The following is a 22,583-nucleotide window of genomic DNA, read 5'->3' as shown; positions in this document are numbered from 1 at the left end:
CATAATATAAAGATAAACTTTAATACAAAATTAATAGGTAACATACCCTCCATAAGTAACAGTCCATGTATAACCTGTCTGTCCATCTACAGATAATAGTGTCAATGTTCCTCTATACGGATCAATATTATAGCTTGCTGTCATTGGGATATCACCGAGTGTAGGAAATTGAGATTTAGGTAAAATGATTTGCCATGTGATATATTTCTGAGCCATAGGGGACACAACTTCAGAAACGGCATTGCTACTTGGTAGATTTGTAGCGGCGGGACTCGCGAATGAAGTCGAACTGATAGTAAAACATGCGACAACACTTAATAATCCAATCCATATTTTCTTACTCATGTTCATCTCCCTCTCTTATTTGAACTACACTTTAAGTATAGATAAAACTAAGGATTTAGTAAACATTATTTTCCATTTATTGAATCATTAGTTTTTTTATTTGTCTTTTAAGTGAATTAACAATTAAAATTTATATTAAATATAAGCTAAATTTTTTAAAAAAATATAATCACAACTGACATTCTTTGATAAATATGATACTTACCGTTAAATAACTCAGCAAAAACAAAAAAGCTGACACTTTTTTGTCAGCTTTTTTCCAGTCAATATAATGAGGAATTCTAACTCATTTCCACAATAGCTTTGTTTAAATTACTAATGCTACTATCCTGCCTTCACTGGCACCTGCTCTCCCTGCCATAGCAACTGCATCTCTTCATTGCTTTCAAGTAAATCGGCCAGGTTTCCTTCAGCTTCAATACGACCATCTTTCATAACGATAATGTGATCTGCCTTGGTAAGAGCGGCCTTGCGGTGAGATACGGCAATACATGTGACATCTCTCTCTTTAAAGAGTCCGTCCCATACCAGCTGCTCTGTTTCCACATCAAGCGCACTGGACAGATCATCAAAGATAAACAGATCTGCCTCGGTCATCAGCATTCGCGCTGTTGCTGAGCGCTGAATCTGACCTCCGGATAACATGACACCTCTTGGTCCAACAGGCGTTTCCAATCCTTGATCCAATTGTCTGATGTCTTTATCCAAAACAGCCAGTCGAATGGCTTTTTCCAGTGCTTGATCTACATTCCCCTGTTTGCCTTGAACGATATTTTCTCTGAGCGTGTCACTGAACAGCCTTGGAACTTGAGGCGTATATGCAGCTCTAGGTGGCATAAGAAATGTTGCCGGATCTACGTGCTCTCCATTCCAGAGAATTTCACCCTGTTGCTTGGGAAGAAGTCCAAGCAGTGTACGAACCAGTGTGGATTTACCAGAACCGATGCGTCCTGTAATGACAAGAAATTGTCCCTTTTTCAGCTTGAAGCCGATGTCTTGTATACCGTTTGAGGATTGCTCATAGCGATAGCTAAGACCATTCACTTCAAGTTCACGCAATTTCTCCTTCGAATTTCTTGATTCGTTCACTGGCTCTGGCGGCTCTTCATTAAGATAGATTTCCCGTTTCTCCATAATCTGATCCTCTTCACCTGGACGAAAAAGTGTACGCATACGGTCATATGACACTTTGAGTCTTTTGTGCTGAAATACCATGTATCCAAACAAGGAAATGCTGAACCCAATATTCATGAGATAACTCGTAAACAAGGCAAAATCACCCACTGTGAAGTTACCGGCCTTCATTTCGGCAGCACACATCAACAAAATAAGCCCCGTACATATACTCAGCACGTGCTGATTAAGTGACTTCATCCATTGCTTGAACAGATTATCTCTTAAGGCAGCCTGACGCCGTTCTTCATTCAATCGATTAAACCGTGCAGAGACATGTTCTTCTGCCTGACCCAGCTTCAGTGCCTGTACAGCCCCAAACGTTTCGGCAATAAAACTGGTAATCCGCCCCGTCGCTTCACGATTAACCTGAGCATACTTTCTTGCACGATTGCCTGACAAATTATTCAGCAGCGTCACCACCAAGAGCGGTAAAACGGCAACAAGTGTAATCTTCCAGTTAATGTTGGCCATAATTACAATCGACACCACTGCAAACACCAATCGACCCCAAAAGTCTACCCAGGACTCCATATATTCAACCACTTCATCTACGTCATCCCGGAAACGACTCATTGCTTCACCTGGAGATGCAGGAAGATTGCGTCCCGGCCAGCGCATAATGCCAGCCAGCATATTCGTCCGCAATATAGCCTGAATGTGGTACATATAGGTGACCCAAGCATGGAAAGCGACAAAGAACGTACCAACCCTTGTTAAGCGGAATAGCGCAATGACAACAAGCGGTACGGCAAGCCACATGTAGTCTGTACTTCCCGTTGCTGTCCGGTCAAAGAACCACTGCATGCCAAGCCCCATTGCCAGCGGAAGCGAATGAAAGATACACCATAACAAACCGTTAATTAGAAACAAATAAGGCTTGAAGCGAAACAAACGCCCTATAAAACCTGTAACATTCATGCCAGTTCCTCCTCTCGCCCTGTAACCAAAAGCCGTGCGTAATGGGAGGACGGATTATTCGCAAGCTCTACTCTTGATCCAAATTCCAGTAGCTTGCCCCCGCCAAGAACCATAATTTTATCGACCTTCTCCAGCGTGGCTAATCTGTGTGCAATAATAATCCCTGTTGACCGCTTCATTAATTCGTCAATAGCAGCTTGAAGTAAACTCTCGGTCGCTGCATCAAGCCGGGAGGAAGGCTCATCCAATATGACCAGACTCGGCTCCGTCAGAAATACACGGGTCAAAGCGAAGAGCTGGGCTTCCCCCGCAGATAATGAAGCACCTCCTGCAGTTAGGTGTGTGTCCAATCCTTCCGCTTGTGTATCAATCCAGTGATGTAGCCCCAGCCGTTCTGTTGTTTGCCTAATCATGGCATCCGATACTTCTGGATTAAATAATGTCAGATTGTCACGCAATGTACCATCAAATAACTGCACATCCTGTGTTACCATACCCACCCTGCGATAGAGAGCCTGCATGGATAACTTCGTAATATCCGTTCCACCGATCCGGATCGTTCCCTGATCCAAATTGTAAAGTCGCAGAAGAACACGGCTAAGACTTGATTTTCCGCTCCCCGTGCGACCAATGATGCCCAAACGTTCTCCCGGTTTCACCTCAAAGGTGATATCCTGAAGCACAGGTTTATCCTCATTGTAACTGAAATACACCTGATTAAATTCCAGTCCGAGCGGGCCATCAGGCAGCCTCTCTTCACTTCCATCCTGTATTTCGCTTCGTAAAGACAATAATTCGCGGGAGCGAAGCATGCCTGATTTTGCCTTTTGAAACTCCTGTACCTGATCGCCAAGCAACTCAATGGGGTCATTCAACATCTGGCTGTATTGATAGATCAAAAACAAGGTTCCAATGCTGATTACACCCTCAATATAGTAGTGCACGCCGAGAAGCAAAACGACCGTGACGGATACAATAAACATGACAACCGTGGTATTCCAAGGAATTACTCTAAGCATCCATGCCTTTCGACCTTTGAGAAAAACAGTGCGCATCGTGCGATAGAATCGGTTCATTACATATGGAACGTGTCCATTCGCCTGTACATCCTCAATGCCGGCAATTCGCTCCTCAATCAAGCTGAACAAGGAAGCACTAGCCGCTCGCTCATTTTTAGAGGACTCTACCCCAAGGTTACGAATAACGACCATGAACAGAATAGACAATAACGTAAATACAGTCATCACCAGTGCAATTGGCACATTAATCGTAAACATAAATCCCAGAATGCCTGCAAGCAGGACAAAACTACCGATGACCTGCACGATAAACATGGCGAAGAAGTTCGAAATGCTCGTTACGTCGCCATCCACACGTTCGATCATCTCTCCGGGTGTTTTGACGTTATGAAAACGCATATCGAGCCGCAGGCAATGTTTCAGCAAATCTCCGCGCATCCGGTTCGTTGCCCGCCAGGCCACATCGTTTCCTAAGTAACTGACCGCGATCGTAATCAATTGATTGCTCACAGCAATGAGCAGGAAAATCCCTGCAAGCTGTACCAGATCACCCAGAATTCCGCCGCTTGCAGCCGTATCAATGAATCGTCTGGTGATCTGTGGATTTAGAAGCTGCAGCCCTGTTGACGTTAACAACAAGATCAGCAACACGGCCAGCTTGCCTTTCACCGGCTTTAAATATCGTAACAGCCATGACATGGAGCGTTTTTCTGTTTTGGGCACCAGCCCCACCCCTTTAATTTTAAATTTTACTCGAATGGATACTTCGTCTCGCTCATAATCACAATATGAATGCTGGGATTATCCAGCCATACCTTCGCTATGATGAATCATGTATGAGCCTGTTGTAGTCAGCAAGGCCTCCCGAAGAAACATATCGTTTACAAACATTAACCATAGTTTATTCTCCCTTCGTATGGATATAGATCGATCTTAATGTAACCAATTAGAATTGATGTCTGCCTTTACTTTAACCTGTAGTCTTACTCATGCTCCTTCCCATGTGAACAGTCTGGCGGAATGAAAAAAAGCCATAGATGAATGAAGTTCATCTACAGCTTGATTGGATTGAAAAGCCAGCGAGAAAACGTTTCGTTTCAGCCTCTTCTCTAACATCGCAGTATGAATGAGCGTCCAGACAGGGTTGCACGAAGCTGGACAGTCCAAACGTGCTCAATACTCTACCCGGATAATGTCACTATGCTCATGCATATTCAATTATTGGTTGAAGGTCCTGCGCTGGCTGATCCACCATTGTTTATCCCACCCGTTTCACATATTTGTTGTTTATTGTATTCGCTCATTCTTTATACGTCAACATAATTATTAACTAAATTGTTATTTAATTCATCTGTTAGAGTCCAACTTGTATAGATTCAGTTGCTTGCTTTTCTCTGCTAACAAGACGTTTATGTGCCATCAGTAGAAAAGGAACCCCAAGTGCTGTCGTTACAGCAATCGGAATAAAGACAGCAAGTCCATTCCCCGCACCAAACTGGCTTAACAGCAACCCACCAATGACCGGAGCCGCAACATTTCCGATATTGTTGAAACCGATTGTACCAAAATACGTTCCTTTCCATTCGGGCTTTGCAATTCGGTCGATTAGCATATCCATCATCGTAAAGAGCAGTACTTCCCCTATCGTAAACAGGATGACACTGACCATCATCAATACGATTCCTTCGGCTAAACCAAATAACAGCAGACTTGCGGAAACGAGCAGATTTCCCAGAATTAGCGGGACAAGCGGCGGCGCATTCCGGAAAGTACGAACGAGCGGGTACTGGATAACCAGTACAGTAATCGCGTTAAGTGAAAGCATATACGAGAACATCTGACTTCCATTTTCAAAGATCGGACTTCTCGCCAAATACTGCGCTAACGTGGAACTGAAGTGGCCGTAACCCAACACACAAAACGTCGTACCGATCAGCACAGGCAGGAATACCCGATCCCGTCCGGTGGTCATGAGGGCTTCGCGCAGACGGGGTGCAGCCACTTCTAGACGTCCAGGGAGATTGGCATGATGAAGTCGAAATTGAAGACCTAGAATCAGACCATAAGCGATATAAACGAGCCCCGAGATAACAAAAGGAAACGTCGATTCCGATGATCCCAGCTGAAATCCGATAATTGGACCAAACACGACCCCCAGATTAATCGCTGCATATCTCAGATTAAACACTAGCAGTTTGTTTTGAGGTGAAGTTATATCGGATAACAACGCTCTTGAGGTTGGCTCAAACACAGCCCGGCACAAACCGTTTAACGTATTGGCAACAAAAAACACCCATAGATGCTCGGCTGCCGCAAAAATGAAAAACACTGCTGCCCAACTGAACACCGATACGAGCATAACGATTTTGCGACCGATTCGATCAGAGATATATCCCCCGTAAAAGCTAACGAGCACCCCCGCCAGCGAGCTTACCGCAACCGTGATTCCCGTCTGGGTCGGCGTAGCTTCAAGCACACGTGTCAGATAGATGGACAGAAACGGAATACTCATCGACGTCACGAGGCGCCCGAACATCGTTCCTAAAATAATGGTCCAGGCCAGCGGGTGAATTTGCTTCAAAATATGCTTCATCTTTCATTCTCCTATCTTGCTGCGTTCTCTATCTATCCTGTTGCTGCGAAAAATGGATGAATTCTGTCATCCTCATAGGTATAATTGTAAAGATAAAAGGGGGAAGTAAAAGTGTAATGTTTCATTCTCACTTTTCACCTTTATGGAGGATCTATACACATGGATACGATATACACTCACTTTTTAAGACTTGCTGGCTCTGATATGCTCTCGATTAAGATCAATGACCCTGTACCCGTGACGATTGAAAATTTATCCTCCATCCTCTGTTGCACTCCACGAAATGTCAAATTTATTCTACGGAAGCTGGAAGATCAGCATTTTATCCATTGGAAACCTGGACGTGGACGAGGCCATCATTCCGAGCTTACACTACTGCGAAGTCTGAATGATGCTTTAGAATTCAACTTTACTGAACTGTTATCCAAAGGCAAACTGAAAGAAGCCATCGAGTTGATTGGAAGTGTGCAAATCGATGACTTGATGCGGGAAAAACTAATGCTTGCTCTTCATGAGCAGATGGGATTTCGCAGTTACACAGAAACCGCCTCTGGCCAGGATACACTTCGCATGTTGAGATCACGTCAACTGGGTGATCTGGACCCGGCTTCGGTTTATACGGCTTTTGAAACCTATCTTCTTGGCCAAATATGCAACACACTGATTACTTATAACGCCCACACCGATACCTTCTTACCCGCACTTGCACATACATGGGAATCTAACAAAGACCATAAAGAATGGGTATTTTATTTGCGAAAAGGGGTTCGTTTCCATGACGGACGTGTGATGACATCTCATGATGTTCAGGCTTCATTGATGCGTTTGTTTGATACAAATTGTTCGTCTTTGTGGCTGTACCGTGATATTAAGCGAACAGAAGTGAACGGCGATTATTGCATCAGGTTTCTATTGCATCGGGCGAACCGTTTTTTTCTGCATCTGTTCAGTTGTATTCGGATGACGGTACTGCCCGCCGATTATGACTCGAACCAGACTTTGGTCGGCACAGGCCCGTTTCAGATCACCGAGATGAATGAAGATGTGATTAAATTGAAGGCATTTGATGCTTATTTTGGTTTCCGTCCTCATCTCGATCAGATCCACATCTGGTTTCTCCCTGAGCCGGCTTCAAGCGACGGTTATTATGATATGTCTGGTACTGACCGGCTTAGTCTGCCTGGAAGCAGTCATGAGCGACCTCACTATATCGACTATCCTGCACTGGGATGTCAGTATATGCTTTTCAACTTCAATGTCCCGGGTTGTCATCATACACTGCCTTTCCGTCAGGCCATGCGCATCGTCTATGATCCGGTCAACCTGGTGAACGATTTGGGTGAAAATCGAATTACACCCGCCAGCAGTTTTCTGCCCTGGAAAAGCGCTGCACAGAGCTGGGAAGCCACATTACTCGCCGACGCTCAATCATTGCTTGAACAATCGGGTTATCAAGGAGAATCCTTCTTGTTATCTTATAAGAAGAACAAAGATTCCGATGTGGCGGAGTGGCTGCAACAACGCGCACGCCAAATTGGATTACGGATTGACCTGGAGCCTTTTGACGATTATCTGGATGTCGTGAAGACCTCAGATGCACCTTTGATTCTCAGAGAAGAAATACTGGAGGACGACTGGCAGTATGGCATGATTCACTTTTTCAAAAACCAAAGCAATACGCTGCATGAATACATGACTCCCGAGCTTCAATCGATATTGGATGCCCTGCTGGACGCCTTTCCACAGCTTCCTCACTCCGAGCGTAGCGATCTTCTGGAGCAGGCTGAAGAATTACTGCGGGAAAATAGCTGGATGTTGTACGGATGTCATATGAACAAAAAAGCGGAATTGCATCAGAGTTTCTACGGCATGCAAACTTCAGAGTTTGGATTCCTGGATATCTCGAAGCTATGGATCAAAAATGCGTAATAAAATAACCCTCAGCCCCGTTAAAATACGGGTGAGGGTTTCCTTTAATATACATCGAATAGCAGTTATAAGTTCGGTAATTCGTTGTAATTTCCATTAAGAGGATCATGCAAGTCATCTACATCTGTTGCGTCCATATTAGCCTTACCGTTCACGGCCAACGAGATAATTCAGTAGATGTTTTAGAAAGGGGATCGGTTTAGGCATTTGACGTAATGCGTCGGTAGCAAGGCAATAATGCTCCCACATCACTTTTTGAGCACCTGTCTCCCCAAGAATAGATACAAAGGTTGAATTGTTATTTCGCTCGTCCTGACCGGCAGGTTTGCCTAGAATTTGTTGATCTCCACCATAATCCAGCAGGTCGTCCCTGATCTGAAAAGCAATGCCTGCATGATACGCAAACACTTTTAGCGCGTCGATCTCCTCATCCTTTACTTCTGCCAAAATCGCTGGCATAACCAGCGCCGCCTCAAAGGCAATGCCTGTTTTGTAAAAACAGATCGTGTTCAGCTCTTCCAGTGAGAGCAGCTTTCCTTTTGAACCCAGATCCATCGCCTGACCCATACACATATCCTCGGCTTTTATCGCCGAATACTGAATCAGCTTCAACACGGTCTGCGCATCAAACCGATGCAGTGAAGACTGCTCACGAATCGCTCGCTGAATCAGAAATAGTCCTGTAAGTTCTGCTGTAGCACTATTATGCAACTGATGAAGCGTGGAGCGTCCGCGCCTTGTCTCGGCATTATCCTGTGTAGGCAGATCATCAAAGATGAGTGAAGCCGTATGCATATACTCCATGGAGCGTAACAACGGCATGATAGCCGACTCGCTAAGCCCGTACTCCTGAACACCCATGACCCAAGTCAGGATCGGACGCAGACGTTTTCCATCCCCTTGCAGACTGTAGTTGGCCGCGTCCATCAGCTTCCCCTTCATTTCGAGTTCTTCAGCGGCTTTGTTAATTTGCAGTTCCACATTAATCCGCTCACGTACCGTTTGGATTGTCTGCTGGAACGACTCCTTCTCTAGTTTTTCATTACTGAGCTGCAGCACAACCTGATCCCGTAGCAATTTGTCCAGAAAGTCCACGTCATCTGCTTTTCGCACCATTTGTTGTACTACATGATTAAGTTCGGGTTGGCCTGAAGCAAAGATTGTCATGACCTCGTCATACTTCGCCTGACCGAGCCGCTCTCTGCAACGCTTCAGCCCGTTAATGGCACGATCCAGGATAACTTCCCTCGCCTTGGCATTGGAATGGTAGACGTCATGGATTAGAAACGAGATGACTGCCCAGTACAATTCATACGGGTTAATCAAATCCGGACGCAGGTCGCGATATTTCAAATAATACGTGTAAGGTGTCACTGCTTCGTCCTGCATATCATCGAACATATCCGCAAAATCATCCGCAAGCTGATTATAAATCCCGTAATGAAAGGTACGCAGATCAAACCCTTCATCTTCCGGTGCGCTCAGAACAGAACGAACAATCAATCGCGACGACGCCGACTTAATAATAATCGGGATGTACAGCTCTTCATTCGTATAATGGGCATTGGATAGTTTCTTGCCACGGTCGATCTCCTGGGATTGGAAGAACACATAAGACTGTTCAAGAAAAGTGTTCCGCATCTCTTCACGTTGATAGTTCCGAATATATTCAAAGGCCTCTCGAAGCTCGGAGTGTACATACCGAATCACTTCAAGCTGCGGCCCTTTCCATTCTCCAAGATCAGGTACAATCCCAGTAAGCAAAGCTTGTTGTATCATCGCTGAATATTGTTCCTTCTCCTGCGTGGTCAGCGCCTGAGAATCGAGAAGATCATCCACAAAAGGGTACGTTAAACCGTAGGAATAACCCAGCCTGATGGCTGCATCGAGCTTAGCAATCCGTTCCTCCCGCGGCGTGTCCTCTGTAAGCTCATCGTCGACATGAAGCACGACGCCCAGAATAATCTTGATCAGTTTACGTTGTGCCTGCGCCGCATCAAGTTCTGGGGGAATGTTTGCTGCAACATGTTTTAATTTGTCCATCACCCAGATCACAGCCTCTTCAATCTGCTCCCGCTGTCCCCACCGATATAAAGCTGCCGGGCTTATGTAATCAGCCTGACGTTGTTGTTCACTTGCGACACGCATAAAATATGCTTTGGTATCCTTGGCGATACGCTGAATTTTGTCTTTTGTGTTCGGGGTGTCAAGCGACTGCCCCAGATCGCGCATATAGATATATGAGATGCTGCGATCCAGATAATCATCGATCTTGCCTGTCGCACTGAGCCAATGCATATATTTCTGAATATCTTTGGAATCCGGTTTTCTTTTGCCAGCGAACCAGGATAACCGGCTCCAACGATGGATATGTTTTTTTTGCCAAATCCTGAAATCTTGAATAAGTGAATCTATATGTGTGTTATTAATTAGCTGCTGAGAGAGCTTTGCAAAATACTGAGATGCTTTCTGCTCTGCGAGACGGTATGCTTCATCCGCATTAGCCTCGGCTTTCGTCTGATTCATAAGTAGGTTGTTCATCGGTTGATCCCTCAACTTCGGTTAAAGTTAAACATGGTCCGCTCATGTTCATATCCTATATACGGCACTTCAGCAGTTTGGTTACGAAATCGCAAATGTCTGAGAGATAAGAGCGTTAAATTAGAATATCGAAGACCATACTTTAACTGCGGTAATCGCAATCAGAAGAAGCAACGCATATCGAAGTAGCCGCACATTAACCATTGAACTTACTCTTGAGCCAATTGAAGCGCCAATCAAACTTCCCAGCACCGTGTAAATAATCGGCTCCACCGGAATGTCTCCCGCAGATAACTTTCCAATAACTCCACCTATGGCAGAAATGAAGACAATCGCGAGGGATGAGGCAATCGTTGTCCGAACCGGAATCTTCAGAATAGTCAGCATAACAGGGATGAGTACGAATGCACCGCCAGCCCCTACAATTCCTGAAACGATTCCAACGGCAAGCGAAGTACTTGAAGCAATCATTTTATTAAACGTCAACGGTTGGTCCAGATCCAGCCTCCCTTTGCTCGGAATGAGCATTAAAACGATCGCTATGATCGCCAGAATCCCGTAAACCAGATGAATCATACGTTCATCCAGCACACCTGAGATAAAACCGCCAATTAAACTACCCACCAGAATACTGCTTCCCATATACAGTACAAGTTTGGAATCGATCACAGCGCCGCTAGTCTTGCCTGCTTTTGCTTTTCTGCGAAATGCAACTACGCCCGCAAGCGAAGCAAAGAATACTTGAAACATGCTGATGGCAGATACCTGATGAGCCGTGAACGGTTCGAGCCCCGCCATTTCCGGCACATACAGCAAGAGAGGAAAGTTAATGATTGCCCCGCCAATGCCAAGCAATCCGGAGAAAAATGAACCGATTAGACCCAGTATAAACATGATGAAGAACAGCAAAAGATCCATCGGTTATACGCTTCCTTTCATGAACATAATACGAAGATACAAAATCAAAAAAAGATAAAATTTCATTCCAAAAAACATATACAGGACACTTGGATTCGGGTATAATACTTTAAAACCAAGTAATTTAATCAGAAATGAGTGATTAAGCATGTTGAATGTGTTGAAGACACTTTTTGTGAATACATGTCCTCGCTGTAACGAAAAATTACAAACACATCATGATGAATTATGCTCAGTCAAAACCTGCACTCATTGTCACTATAAAGAAGAAAGTTATGGCTCACTCGGAGTCCGTATTGTGTACGACACCACAAATGGATAAAACGAGCAGCTCTTATATTGTATCATGAACTCCTAAATTTCGGGATGATTCGACACTATTGTATGATGAATTTATTACAAGAGTGAACATGAAAAGGCACAGGATGATTACATCCTGTGCCTTTGGTTCATTTTAAACGCAATATGGTTTAGAAGCAGATAACTTGTTATTTCGTTTTGAAACTCAGGAAACCATCATCCACTGCTACCGTTGTGCCATTCATGGCGCTAGCTGCATCACTAAACAGGAAGGTAACTACACTTGCTACTTTCTCTGGCTGGATTAGCTCTCCACGCATGTGCTGGGTTGCCAGCGCATCCTTCATGGCTTGATCATCTCCCAAAATCGGAGTTTCAATGAATCCAGGCGCCACACCGAGAACGCGGATTCCATGCTCGGCCAGTTCAAGTGCACCGGATTTGGACATCATCACAACCGCCGCTTTCGCCGCATTGTAGTTGAAGCTACCTACAGCTGCCACGCTTCCATAGATCGATGCTGTATTAACAATTGTGCCCTGTACGTTTAATTCAACCATTTTCTTCGCGCCATAATACATACCGTAGTATACGCTGTGTTGGTCTACATCAATAACTTTGTGATAGGATTCCGGGTCCATCTCCAGAAACGGCTTTACAAGACCGATCCCAGCGTTGTTGAAAATTCCGTTGAATGTTCCATACTTTTCGACAGTCCAGTCAATCAAAGCTTCAATCTCATCACCTTTGGATACATCTACTTTATAAGCTCCGGCTGTGCCACCGGTTGCTTCAATCTCGGTCGCAACCTGTTTGGCTCCTTCTTCGTTAAAATCCGCCACAACGATTGTTGCTCCCTGTGCAGATAGTTGCAGTGCTGTTTCTTTACCAATTCCGCTTGCTCCACCTGTGATAACAATGACTTTTCCCGTATGTTCGGACATAACATAGATCTCCTTTGCTAAATAAAAATTGGTTTCAAGTGACTGAATTAATGTTAGTTACTGAATAAATGTTTATATAATAACCATACTAGTCTATCATTCATTTGTCAAATGGGTCGATCATACGATGGGATTACGATAAACCGCATGTTATCCAACAAACAATTAATCACCATCATAGTATTCCTGATTGATACACGGCCAGCATTTGGATCTTTGTCGTGATCCATATAGTTTTTCTTTCTTCAAAATAAATATGCAAAAAAGACGAGTAACCCTTCCAAGATCACCCGTCTTCTGTAACTTTCCTGTTCAAATGCTCCTTAAGGAGAAGGAAAGATTATTCTTATATTTAAATTAAACCTATTATTCCGTTTGTAATCCACTCAGTGGTTCCTTCAAGCTGTTGATGTTGTTGATCAATTCCGGAATACCTGTTTTTTCCCAATTCTCTGCGGTAATCCCTTGCTCCGCGATGGAAGTTTCGAATTGGTTCATAACCTCTGTCAGCTGATTATTATAACTAACCAGATTCTCATGAATGTTTTCTCCAATAGCAGGCGCACTCATCTCCGAAAATTCTGCGGCTTCCGCTTGAATCAGATCAATTTTCTCTTGAATCTGACCCGTTACATCCGGGTTATTGATGGCATCCGTTGCAAGTTGCTGTAACTCGGTTCCAGCACTCGATACCTGATTAATATAATCCGTAGCACCGCTTACATAACTCAAACTTTGATTGGCTTGCTCTACAATCGAACAAGCGGACAGCATTAACATACTGGAGGCCACAATGGCTGTGATCATCGCCCTGTGTCTTCTTTTTCGCCTTCGCATGATCATCTCCCTTTCTATATCTCAGAATGATGGTACCTTATTTCATGATACTTGTTCACAAAGCTACATTGCAAATCAGCCTGCATACCCGGACATTCCGATGTATAATAGGAGAATCACACAATAAAGGGATGTCGACATTATGCTTCAGGCCTTGAATCATCGCTTGAACCGCATCATGCCACTGATTACCCCCGCTAGTATTATCATTGGTGTTTTATGCGGCAGTTTTTTATCTTCTTACACGTATTTGTCACCTTGGCTATTTGCCTTCATGACGTTCGCGGGCAGTATTAGTCTGAGCGTACGAGACTTTGTAAATGTCTTAAAAAAGCCTTTTCCCTTGTTTGTTTGTCTTCTGATCTTGCATTTGGCCATGCCTCTTATTGCGCTGGGCATGGGTCATCTCGTGTTTCCAGCGGATGCCTATACAATTACAGGACTTGTTCTCGCTGCAGTCATCCCCACTGGAATTAGCAGCTTCATATGGGTAAGCATCTACAGGGGGAATATTGCGCTTACGCTTTCGATTATTCTCATTGATACCTTGCTAGCTCCGTTCGTTGTTCCTGGCGTGTTATCTCTACTTGTAGGTACAAGTGTTTCCCTGGATATTGGGGCCATGATGAGCAGTCTGTTCTGGATGATTGTGTTTCCATCCCTTCTGGGTATGCTCCTGAATGAGTGGACCAAGGGCGGCATCGTTCCTGTATGGGGACCTCGGCTTAATCCGTTATCCAAACTGTTTATGGCTTCGGTCGTTGCCATTAACGGCTCGGTTGTCGCACCCTATCTGGCTGACTTCAACTGGCGCTTGGCCGGGCTGGCGGTGATTATTGTTTTTCTGGCCTCCTTCGGCTATGCACTCAGTTATTTCATCGCGAGGTGGCTAGGCTGGAATGAGGCCGATCAGGTCGCACTTGTCTTTAATGGGGGAATGCGTAATATTAGCGCTGGGGCCGTTCTTGCCGTTACTTATTTTCCACCGCCTGTTGCGGTTCCAGTTGTACTTGGCATGGTATTTCAACAAATGCTCGCGTCTCTTTCAGGGTACTTGCTCGGCAGGCGTTCACAGCTATTGAGCAACTCGGATAAAACGTCTGCCGCTTGATATCGATTTCACTCGCAGAAAATCGAATAAAAAAGGCTCCTGAACTGTCACTTAGTGATGACGGATTCAAGAGCCTTTTCAAATTATATAAGAAAATCACTTATTTCGGTTGAATATATCCTTCTGCTTTAAGCAATTCCGCAATCAGAACCGCACCGCCTGCTGCTCCGCGCAGTGTGTTGTGGGACAATCCAACAAATTTATAGTCATAGAGTGAGTCTTCACGCAAACGGCCTGTAGATACGCCCATTCCACGCTCGATATCGCGATCCAGCTTAGTCTGCGGTCTGTTCTCTTCCTCAAAGTACGTAATAAATTGTTTCGGTGCACTTGGCAGTGCCAGCTCCTGTGGGCGACCTTTAAACTGCAACCAACGCTCCAGAATTTCATCTTTGCTCGGTTTTTTCTCAAAGTTTACAAAGACCGTAGCCAAGTGACCGTCTGTTACCGGTACACGAATACATTGTGTTGTAATCAATGGTGCGGATGCTTTAACGATCTGATTGTTCTCTACACTTCCCCAGATGCGAAGCGGCTCCTGCTCACTTTTTTCTTCCTCTCCACCAATGTAAGGAATCACGTTATCCAGCATTTCAGGCCAGTCCGTAAAGTTTTTGCCTGCTCCGGAAATCGCTTGATACGTGGAAGCCACAACCTGTGTCGGGTTAAACTCACGCAGTGCATGTAGCGCCGGCACATAGCTTTGAATGGAGCAGTTTGGTTTTACAGCGATAAAACCTGTCGTTGTACCCAGACGTTTTTTCTGAGCTTCAATAACCGCCAAGTGGCCCGGGTTAATTTCAGGAATAACCATCGGCACGTCTGCTGTCCAGCGGTGAGCGGAGTTGTTGGACACGACAGGTGTACCTGTTTTGGCATAAGCTTCTTCAAGCGCTTGAATTTCATTCTTTTTCATATCGACCGCACAGAAAATAAAGTCAACCTGGCTTGCAAAAACTTCAACCTGAGATGCATCTTGCACCACAATGTTTTTCACCGGCTCAGGGATTGGAACCGCCAGTTTCCATCTTCCCTTTACAGACTCTTCATATGTTTTGCCTGCCGAGTTGGCACTCGCTGAAATCGCTGTTACTTCAAACCACGGATGTTGATCCAGCAGGTCTACGAAACGTTGACCTACCATTCCTGTTCCTCCGACAATACCGACTTTTAATTTTGCTGACATGGAATCATCATTTCCTTTCGATTTAAGTTAGAACATCTGTTACTGTCATCGTACATGGGATATTTGAAACTTGATTACCCTATCATTCACACTATTCAGGTCCATCCAAAGCGTGTAATGCCAGCTCCGAAAAAACCAAAAAATCCCATCCCCAAGACAAAAGTCTCAGGGACGAGATTGAACACTCGTGGTACCACCCAGATTCGCAAATATGTCGCCATATTCGCCTCTTCAAGTATGTGAAGAATGACCCCGCCCCTATATAAGTTGAGGTAATTATCAACTAATTAGATGCTGTCTTCATCCATACATACTCTAGCTCTATAACAGGAGCACCTGTCACACCATCCTCCCGGAGTATACCGGTCCGATTCCGATGTGCTGCTCAGAGTCTTTATTCGATAAAAGGTTCTTTGCCCCTTTTCAGCTACCGGAGCTCTCTGATGAAAGAATGATTTTTATCTACTCGTCTCGTCGTTGCATTTGATATTGCGATTATAATATCAAAATTCCAGTACGGAAGTAAACACATTTTTTTATAATTGCTTGAATTGGATGTAATAAGACAAATGAAAAACAGCCCTCGCACGAACTTGTTCATGCCGAAGGCTAGGTATATGGATTTCAATTGGACAAAAAACGTTATTACATTTTACCCGGGTATTGAGGTTCGTGCACATCATCTGGCACCGTTTCATCAAAGACATCTTGACCCGGATAATCCCGCACTTCACCCTCGTGCAACTCATGGTTCTCATAGTCAAAACGGTGTGCGGTTCTCTGATCTGCTCGCCACGGAGAGCTTTTCCCAAGCGACTCAGACAGCAAGGATGAACCGTAAGGCCCCTCTGGAAACTCCTCTAGCGTAATGTCATTCCGCTGTGATTCTACGGTGGACACGTCTGTATATTCACTTCTATCTTCCTGCAAAAACTTCTCATCCATCACTCGTGCCTCCTGATCGTCTTGAGATGATCAACGCACCTTTAAGGTGGGCGAAACGTGAAGTTTTTATGCATTTCCAATGGAAAACACTGCGTTTCTGGTGCTGATACGACAAGCGAATCAGCACCTTCATCTACGCCACTTACCAATGGCGCAACGATACCAGCACAACAAACACGAGCAGTCCAAGGATACTGATCCAGGTATCCCGCCTGCTCCAGGACAGAAGTGAGGAACGAGCGCCAAGCGCGCCGTTTTCTCTCACCTTACGCATCTCCATCGCAATCGTCATATCTTCAGCACGCTGGAACAACGCCATGATCAGCGGTATAATCATAGGCCCCGAATCTCGTACACGAACCGTATTTGGCTTCAAAGCCGCTTTTCCGCGTGCCCGTACGATTAGTGAAAACCGTTGCCACTCACTCCAAATCATCGGAATAAATCTAAAAATTAAGGATACAGCCAGAGCAAACGAAGCTACAGGCAGCTTGATTTTTCGCCCGTAAGACAGCACCCAGTTCAGTCCCTCAACCATGCGTCCATATGGCGTCGTAAGTGAGAACCACAGACTTGCAAGTGTTACGATCAACAAGCGGTAGAGATTAAGTAATGTTTCCTCGGCCTGTGTCAAGGAAAAGCCCAGTTGAATCCCGCTTTCTCCTGTGGTCAGGGTACTGCCCGATAATGCTGTAGAAAGAACAAAAAACAGGACAAGCGGTTTCATCAACTTGATACATCCCATCAGCATTTGTCGAGGCAAGATAGCCAAAGCACCAGCCACAGGAATCAGAGTTAACGTTAGTCCTCCCCAATGATGCTGAAGCATCGCCGCTGTAACAAGCAACATATACAATATCCATTTCAGACGCGGGTCCATTATGCTTTTCAGACGGCTGGAAGAACTGAATGAACTCGAAGAAGGGACCGTTCTTTCGTTACCGCTCAACAATGAATCTGTTACGGGAGAAACAGCAGCTCTAAGTCGATCTGCTTTGGAAATAACCGTTCCAGATTTCCTCGTATATGTCCCTTGTGTCTCTTGTGTCATCTCAAATGTATCATGTTCACTCTCCGCGTTGAGAGAATTATCCGTAGTCTCCATCCCGGATCTTAAAATGGATTCCGCCATTTCTTCCGGAGTCATCGCTTGAGAACCGATTGGCATCCCTGCTTCCCTCAGCTGCGCCGCAAGTCGCATGGATGGAGGCAGACCGATTCCAGCTTGCACTAATATCTCAGGATGCTGATGCAGTTCCAGCGGCGTCAGGTCTGCTTCCAAACGCCCTTCCCTTAATAAAAGTACACGATCTGCATGCGGCAGGAATGTATCCAGGTCATGCGTCGCAATGACTGCTCCTCCGCCTTCCTTACGATGCTCATGCAGTGAATCAAGCAGCAACTTGATACTCTGTGCTTCAAGCCCTGCGCTAGGTTCATCTAACAAAAGCCAGTCTGGCTTAGTCACATAACCAAGTGCAAGCCCTAATCTGCGCTTCTCTCCACCACTAAGCGCAAATGGCGACCTGTCCAAGTGAAAACGTCGCTCCGCGTCATCTCCTCTATGCGGGTCCCAGTGTGCCAAGGTTGCTTCGATCCGCTGTTCCTGCTCAGCTTCACTCAAACGGTAAGGTCGAAGGGAATATAACAGCTCCCGCTTAATATTTCGGGCAAACAATTGTTGCTCTGGAAACTGGAACACAAGTCCCATCTGAAACAATACGGATTTAGGTACCTTGCCGTCATGCCACATCGGCTCTCCTGCAAGCGTAATATCTCCGGAATCCGGCTGCTTAAGACCGGCTATCGTCTGCAGTAGCGTTGTCTTGCCAGAGCCAGTGCAGCCCAGAAGCAATGTGATCTCACTACGGTTCAGTGTTAACGAAATATGATCAAGTAAGGTTCGTTTCGTTTCATCATGAACTCGCACGTAAATATTATTAAGTTCAATCACCAACGCGCAGCCTCCTTCGCAAGCTGCTCAGGCCGGAGGGGGTTAACACTCTTCAGTCTTCCCCGCCGTTTCAAGATCAGGCATGTCTTCACTGTGAAAGGCGGTTCCAGTCCTATCTCTTCACAAGGAGATTGAAGCCTTTCATACGGCTTCGTATTTGATGTTGCCTCCGTTGCTGTTACCTCCGGATAGAAAAATGATTCTGGTACGCCGTCATAGACACATTTTCCCTTACTCATAGCCATAATCCGATCACATAAGGTCGCTTCCTCCAGGTGATGAGTGATCCAGACCACTGCCGTACCATGGCTCGTGACGGCATGGACAATACCCTCGATGCGTTCTCTGGCATCTGGATCGAGCATCGCTGTAGGTTCATCCATTATCAGTACATCCGGCTTGGCCGCAAGGGCTGTTGCAATGTTAAGCAACTGTTTCTGTCCGCCGGACAAACGCGCGATCATTGTATCCAGCGGGTGGTGAAGTCCAACTAGCTGTAGCGCTTCTTGTCTGCGCTTTCCCTTCTCCTCGCTCGATATATGTAAATGCGATAAGGCAAAATGAAATTCTTCTTCGATTGTATCTCCCAGCACCTGTGTATCAGGCTGCTGTAATACTCCGCGAATGGTCAGGTTTGCAGGAACATTTCGCTCTCCAGCGGATAAGGGAATGAAACCAAGCAGCAATCCGGCTAATGTGCTTTTCCCACCGCCATTAGATCCCACGACACTTAACCACTCTCCCGCTTTGAGCGTGAGTGAGACACCGTCCAGTGCCTTTTTAACTTCACCGTCTTCGGCAGCATAGTGGACACGGGCATCTAGCAATGAAATGATAGATAACTTGTCTTGCATTTCGAAATTAGTCCTTTCACATTCTGAAATTATATGATAATATGCTAATCGTCAACCAAATACAAACAAGAGGTTAACAATAATTCTATCAAAATCGAAAGGATTGTACAAACATGAAATTATCTTTGCGAGGCATTGTATTTAGTGCACTTATGGCTGCCATTCTCGTTATTTTCGGATACATAAGCATTCCTCTTGGCTTTTCACCTGTACCCATCACGTTACAAACTTTAGCAGTGATGTTGGCCGGTGGACTGCTTGGGCCACTCTACGGCTTTCTCAGTATAGCCCTTGTCGTTGTACTTACAGGACTCGGTTTTCCTCTATTACACGGTACAGGCGGCCTTGGTGTGCTACTGGGGCCAACCGGGGGATACGTAGTGATGTGGCCGTTTGCCGCATTGCTCATGGGTCTGTTGCTCTCCAAAGTGCAAATTCGGGGCTTCAAAGGGTTTTTGTTTGCTTTTATCATTATTGAGTTGTTTGGTTCCCTGTTAAACTATGTTACGGGTGTTCCTTGGCTGGCTTACCGATTCAGCATGTCGTTATCGGATGCGATGATTCAAGGCTTCTATCCTTATATTATCGGTGATTTGGTCAAAGCCATCTTTGCCACAATCATCATTGCTCCAGTTCGCATCGTATTTCCGCCTTCGCGGCTGACAGGTCATATGCACTCTAATGTAGTAAAAGCAAGTAAATAGCAATCATCTTTGCAGAAAAGATGCCTTGTCATGATCACACACGACAAACAACCGCCATATCGTTCTTAGCGGTTGTTTGTTTATTCATAAGATGCATAATTGCAATTATCCATGAGTGATTCATCTAGTGTAAATCATCAAAATGTGTATTGTTAATCTTCAGAAACTCTATTTGCCTAACAATCGTTGTCTAACTCTATCAAAACGCTACATATTGCTACCTAATTACTTAGCCTTACTCGTTTCTGTTCCGACAATTTTCAAGAGCATATCCTTGTTGCTTACTTGGCCGGTAGCTTGCGGAACAACATCATTGTAATCTGCCGAATTGGTTACAATGATTGGAGTTACGGTATGATAACCAGCCGCTTTAATCTGCTCAATATCGAATTCCAGCAGCAGATCACCCGCCTTCACTCTATCGCCTTCCTCGATGTAAGAGATAAAATGCTGTCCATCAAGTTTAACCGTATCCACACCCACATGTACCAGAATCTCCGCGCCTGAATCCGAAACCACAGCAAGCGCATGTTTCTTTTTAAAAGCAACCGTTACCGTTCCATCAAAAGGAGCAACAACCCGGCCGGTTGACGGCTCAATCGCGATCCCTTTACCCATAGCACCGGAAGAAAACGCCGGATCTGGAACCTCGGCCAAATCTACAATTTCACCTTCAATCGGACTTAATACCTCTTGATCGGAAGTAGCTGTAACCTGAGCTGCGTTTTTCGAAGAAGCATCTTTGCCATGTGTAGCATCAGCTCCATCGGATGGTGTTGTTGATGCTGTCTTTGTTTCTTCATCATCGACAGGGTCTTTGAAGCCCATGATATAGGTTAATACTGCGGAAACAATGAATGATGCGGCGATACCCATAATCAATCCCGGGAATCCTTGACCACCCGGCCCGTAGAAGATCGGCAAAGTCAGCAATCCAGGCGCGCCGGATGCAAATGCTTGCGTACCTGCCTGACCGATAATCGCTCCACCGACAGCACCACCGATAACCCCTGCAATAAACGGACGTTTCAGCGGTAGCGTTACACCATAAATGGCCGGTTCGGTAATCCCGAACAGTGCTGTAAGTGTTGAAGAACCAGCAAGTGTCTTTAATTTTTTGTTTTTCGTTTTGAGCATTACGCCGAATGCTGCACCCGTTTGAGCAAAGACAGAAGCGGTCGCTGCCGGTTTCACACCGTCCTGTCCGTGTACGGCAATGTTATTAATAAATACAGGCACCAGACCCCAGTGTACACCGAAGATAACGAGCAACTGCCAGCTTGCACCCATCACAGCTCCGGCAAGTAGCGGGCTGAATCCAAATGCAGCCACCATTGCGGACGCAATTCCATTACCTACATATACTCCGAATGGTCCAAAGGCCAGCAGCGTGAGCGGAACCATAATAACAAGCAAAAATAGCGGTGTAACAAAATTTTTAATACTGTCGTGAAGCAGCTTATTAAAGAACTTCTCCAGCTTGCTCATCACAATAACGGCTAGAATGATTGGAATTACGGTCGAAGCGTAACTCATCAGGACTACAGGAATTCCGAAAAAGTCTGTTGGCGTTCCGTCCGTTTTCAACTGAATAATCGTTGGATAGATCAGTGCTCCTGCTATGGTCAATGCAACAAATGCATTTCCTTGGAACTTACGTGCAGTTGTAACCGCTAACAGCAACGGCAAGAAGTAGAACAAGCTATCTGCTGCTGCATACAGAATGATATAGGTTGTATCTGTCTTTTCCAGCCAACCGACATTGTTGGCAATCAGCAACAACCCTTTTAAAATACCGGCTCCGGCCATTACACCAAGGAGCGGTGCGAAAATACTGGAGATGACGTCAATGATACCGCCTAATCCCTTGACCTTTTTGCCGCTTTTTTCTTTAGTGGATGAATCATCCAGAATGTTGCTGATCTGCCCGATTGCCTGATACACTTCGGGAACCTTGTTACCCACAACGACCTGGAATTGGCCTCCGTTTTCCTTAACGGCAATAACGCCTTCTGTTTTCTCCAGACCTGCTTTGTCAGCCTTGGAATCATCCTTCAATACAAATCGTAAACGTGTTGCGCAGTGAACCAGTGATTCTACGTTTTTCTCACCGCCAACCCGTTCCACAATCTCTCTGGCCAGTTTCTCTTGACTCATGATTTGCCCCCCTACGTTTTGTCAAACAGGCTCTCTACCGATTTTTTGCACACAAAAAACCTAAGCCTTGCGTAAATGGACATAAAATGCCGAAATACACATGACTTAGGTTTTGCCTGCATAACCAGTAACAATCCCAGTTAAATCGTATT

The 22,583-nt window shown here is 45.2% G+C and carries 16 protein-coding genes and 1 other annotated feature; of the genes, 3 read left to right on the top strand and 13 right to left on the bottom strand.

The genetic code is table 11. The annotated features are described in order from the left end of the window. Positions 1-30: 30 nt before the first annotated feature. The 4 genes from Q9R46_RS08645 to Q9R46_RS08630 all read right to left on the bottom strand — a co-directional run bounded on the left by Q9R46_RS08645 (position 31) and on the right by Q9R46_RS08630 (position 6,051). Positions 31-345: a hypothetical protein gene (locus Q9R46_RS08645; protein WP_311279692.1), complete on the bottom strand. Its 315-nt coding sequence runs from the start codon at positions 343-345 to the stop codon at positions 31-33. 324 nt (positions 346-669) lie between these two features. After that, positions 670-2,439, bottom strand: coding sequence for an ABC transporter ATP-binding protein (locus Q9R46_RS08640; protein WP_311279691.1), 1,770 nt, complete (start codon positions 2,437-2,439; stop codon positions 670-672). Then, positions 2,436-4,181, bottom strand: a complete 1,746-nt coding sequence (locus Q9R46_RS08635; RefSeq protein WP_311279690.1) for an ABC transporter ATP-binding protein — start codon at positions 4,179-4,181, stop codon at positions 2,436-2,438. The genes Q9R46_RS08640 and Q9R46_RS08635 overlap by 4 nt, the downstream gene beginning before the upstream one ends. A gap of 631 nt (positions 4,182-4,812) precedes the next feature. Further along, positions 4,813-6,051 carry an MDR family MFS transporter gene (locus Q9R46_RS08630; protein ID WP_311279689.1) on the bottom strand — a complete coding sequence of 413 codons (1,239 nt, stop codon included), beginning with the start codon at positions 6,049-6,051 and terminating at the stop codon, positions 4,813-4,815. Positions 6,052-6,210: 159 nt separating this feature from the next. Here Q9R46_RS08630 and Q9R46_RS08625 point away from each other — a divergent pair, with 159 nt between their 5' ends. After that, entirely contained in the window at positions 6,211-7,980 is a 1,770-nt protein-coding gene (locus Q9R46_RS08625; RefSeq protein WP_311279688.1) for an ABC transporter substrate-binding protein, read from the top strand. A 144-nt stretch (positions 7,981-8,124) separates the two neighbouring features. On the opposite strand, the gene Q9R46_RS08620 is transcribed toward Q9R46_RS08625, so the two are convergent. The 4 genes from Q9R46_RS08620 to Q9R46_RS08605 form a co-directional block, all read right to left on the bottom strand. After that, on the bottom strand, positions 8,125-10,506 hold the full coding sequence (locus tag Q9R46_RS08620; protein ID WP_311280980.1) for a polyprenyl synthetase family protein: 2,382 nt from the start codon (positions 10,504-10,506) through the stop codon (positions 8,125-8,127). A 135-nt stretch (positions 10,507-10,641) separates the two neighbouring features. Next, positions 10,642-11,439: a sulfite exporter TauE/SafE family protein gene (locus tag Q9R46_RS08615; protein WP_311279687.1), complete on the bottom strand. Its 798-nt coding sequence runs from the start codon at positions 11,437-11,439 to the stop codon at positions 10,642-10,644. Positions 11,440-11,927: 488 nt separating this feature from the next. Then, positions 11,928-12,683: an SDR family NAD(P)-dependent oxidoreductase gene (locus Q9R46_RS08610; RefSeq protein ID WP_311279686.1), complete on the bottom strand. Its 756-nt coding sequence runs from the start codon at positions 12,681-12,683 to the stop codon at positions 11,928-11,930. Positions 12,684-13,049: 366 nt separating this feature from the next. Then, on the bottom strand, positions 13,050-13,490 hold the full coding sequence (locus Q9R46_RS08605) for a DUF6376 family protein (protein ID WP_090924035.1): 441 nt from the start codon (positions 13,488-13,490) through the stop codon (positions 13,050-13,052). A gap of 172 nt (positions 13,491-13,662) precedes the next feature. On the opposite strand from Q9R46_RS08605, the gene Q9R46_RS08600 reads away from it, so the two are divergent. Then, positions 13,663-14,631, top strand: coding sequence for a bile acid:sodium symporter family protein (locus tag Q9R46_RS08600; protein WP_311279685.1), 969 nt, complete (start codon positions 13,663-13,665; stop codon positions 14,629-14,631). Between the two features lie 100 nt (positions 14,632-14,731). Here Q9R46_RS08600 and asd read toward each other — a convergent pair whose 3' ends face one another. From asd to Q9R46_RS08580, 4 genes are all read right to left on the bottom strand, one after another. Next, positions 14,732-15,817, bottom strand: a complete 1,086-nt coding sequence (gene asd / locus Q9R46_RS08595; protein WP_311279684.1) for an aspartate-semialdehyde dehydrogenase — start codon at positions 15,815-15,817, stop codon at positions 14,732-14,734. A gap of 164 nt (positions 15,818-15,981) precedes the next feature. Further along, positions 15,982-16,304: a binding site (T-box leader), on the bottom strand. Positions 16,305-16,462: 158 nt separating this feature from the next. Then, entirely contained in the window at positions 16,463-16,762 is a 300-nt protein-coding gene (locus Q9R46_RS08590; protein WP_311279683.1) for a hypothetical protein, read from the bottom strand. A gap of 142 nt (positions 16,763-16,904) precedes the next feature. Beyond that, positions 16,905-18,716 (bottom strand): ATP-binding cassette domain-containing protein, encoded by a 1,812-nt coding sequence (locus Q9R46_RS08585; protein WP_311279682.1) that lies wholly within the window; start codon positions 18,714-18,716, stop codon positions 16,905-16,907. After that, on the bottom strand, positions 18,713-19,570 hold the full coding sequence (locus Q9R46_RS08580) for an ATP-binding cassette domain-containing protein (RefSeq protein WP_311279681.1): 858 nt from the start codon (positions 19,568-19,570) through the stop codon (positions 18,713-18,715). The genes Q9R46_RS08585 and Q9R46_RS08580 overlap by 4 nt, the downstream gene beginning before the upstream one ends. A 113-nt stretch (positions 19,571-19,683) precedes the next feature. Here Q9R46_RS08580 and Q9R46_RS08575 point away from each other — a divergent pair, with 113 nt between their 5' ends. Continuing rightward, positions 19,684-20,274, top strand: a complete 591-nt coding sequence (locus tag Q9R46_RS08575; RefSeq protein WP_311279680.1) for a biotin transporter BioY — start codon at positions 19,684-19,686, stop codon at positions 20,272-20,274. A gap of 225 nt (positions 20,275-20,499) precedes the next feature. On the opposite strand, the gene Q9R46_RS08570 is transcribed toward Q9R46_RS08575, so the two are convergent. After that, positions 20,500-22,431: a beta-glucoside-specific PTS transporter subunit IIABC gene (locus tag Q9R46_RS08570; RefSeq protein ID WP_311279679.1), complete on the bottom strand. Its 1,932-nt coding sequence runs from the start codon at positions 22,429-22,431 to the stop codon at positions 20,500-20,502. Positions 22,432-22,583: the final 152 nt, after the last annotated feature.

The organism is Paenibacillus sp. RRE4, assembly GCF_031844205.1.
GTDB lineage: Bacteria > Bacillota > Bacilli > Paenibacillales > Paenibacillaceae > Paenibacillus > Paenibacillus xylanexedens_B.
This window is presented reverse-complemented; position numbering and strand designations above follow the sequence as displayed.

What these genes read in the sequence shown, in the direction of transcription:
- Q9R46_RS08600 (WP_311279685.1), top strand. Translation starts at nt 13,663, where the DNA reads ATGCTTCAGGCCTTGAATCATCGCTTGAACCGCATCATGCCACTGATT.
- Q9R46_RS08640 (WP_311279691.1), bottom strand. Translation starts at nt 2,439, where the DNA reads ATGAATGTTACAGGTTTTATAGGGCGTTTGTTTCGCTTCAAGCCTTAT.
- Q9R46_RS08605 (WP_090924035.1), bottom strand. Translation starts at nt 13,490, where the DNA reads ATGATCACAGCCATTGTGGCCTCCAGTATGTTAATGCTGTCCGCTTGT.
- Q9R46_RS08580 (WP_311279681.1), bottom strand. Translation starts at nt 19,570, where the DNA reads ATGCAAGACAAGTTATCTATCATTTCATTGCTAGATGCCCGTGTCCAC.
- Q9R46_RS08625 (WP_311279688.1), top strand. Translation starts at nt 6,211, where the DNA reads ATGGATACGATATACACTCACTTTTTAAGACTTGCTGGCTCTGATATG.
- Q9R46_RS08610 (WP_311279686.1), bottom strand. Translation starts at nt 12,683, where the DNA reads ATGTCCGAACATACGGGAAAAGTCATTGTTATCACAGGTGGAGCAAGC.
- asd (WP_311279684.1), bottom strand. Translation starts at nt 15,817, where the DNA reads ATGTCAGCAAAATTAAAAGTCGGTATTGTCGGAGGAACAGGAATGGTA.
- Q9R46_RS08620 (WP_311280980.1), bottom strand. Translation starts at nt 10,506, where the DNA reads ATGAATCAGACGAAAGCCGAGGCTAATGCGGATGAAGCATACCGTCTC.
- Q9R46_RS08590 (WP_311279683.1), bottom strand. Translation starts at nt 16,762, where the DNA reads ATGGATGAGAAGTTTTTGCAGGAAGATAGAAGTGAATATACAGACGTG.
- Q9R46_RS08645 (WP_311279692.1), bottom strand. Translation starts at nt 345, where the DNA reads ATGAGTAAGAAAATATGGATTGGATTATTAAGTGTTGTCGCATGTTTT.
- Q9R46_RS08615 (WP_311279687.1), bottom strand. Translation starts at nt 11,439, where the DNA reads ATGGATCTTTTGCTGTTCTTCATCATGTTTATACTGGGTCTAATCGGT.
- Q9R46_RS08575 (WP_311279680.1), top strand. Translation starts at nt 19,684, where the DNA reads ATGAAATTATCTTTGCGAGGCATTGTATTTAGTGCACTTATGGCTGCC.
- Q9R46_RS08630 (WP_311279689.1), bottom strand. Translation starts at nt 6,051, where the DNA reads ATGAAGCATATTTTGAAGCAAATTCACCCGCTGGCCTGGACCATTATT.
- Q9R46_RS08570 (WP_311279679.1), bottom strand. Translation starts at nt 22,431, where the DNA reads ATGAGTCAAGAGAAACTGGCCAGAGAGATTGTGGAACGGGTTGGCGGT.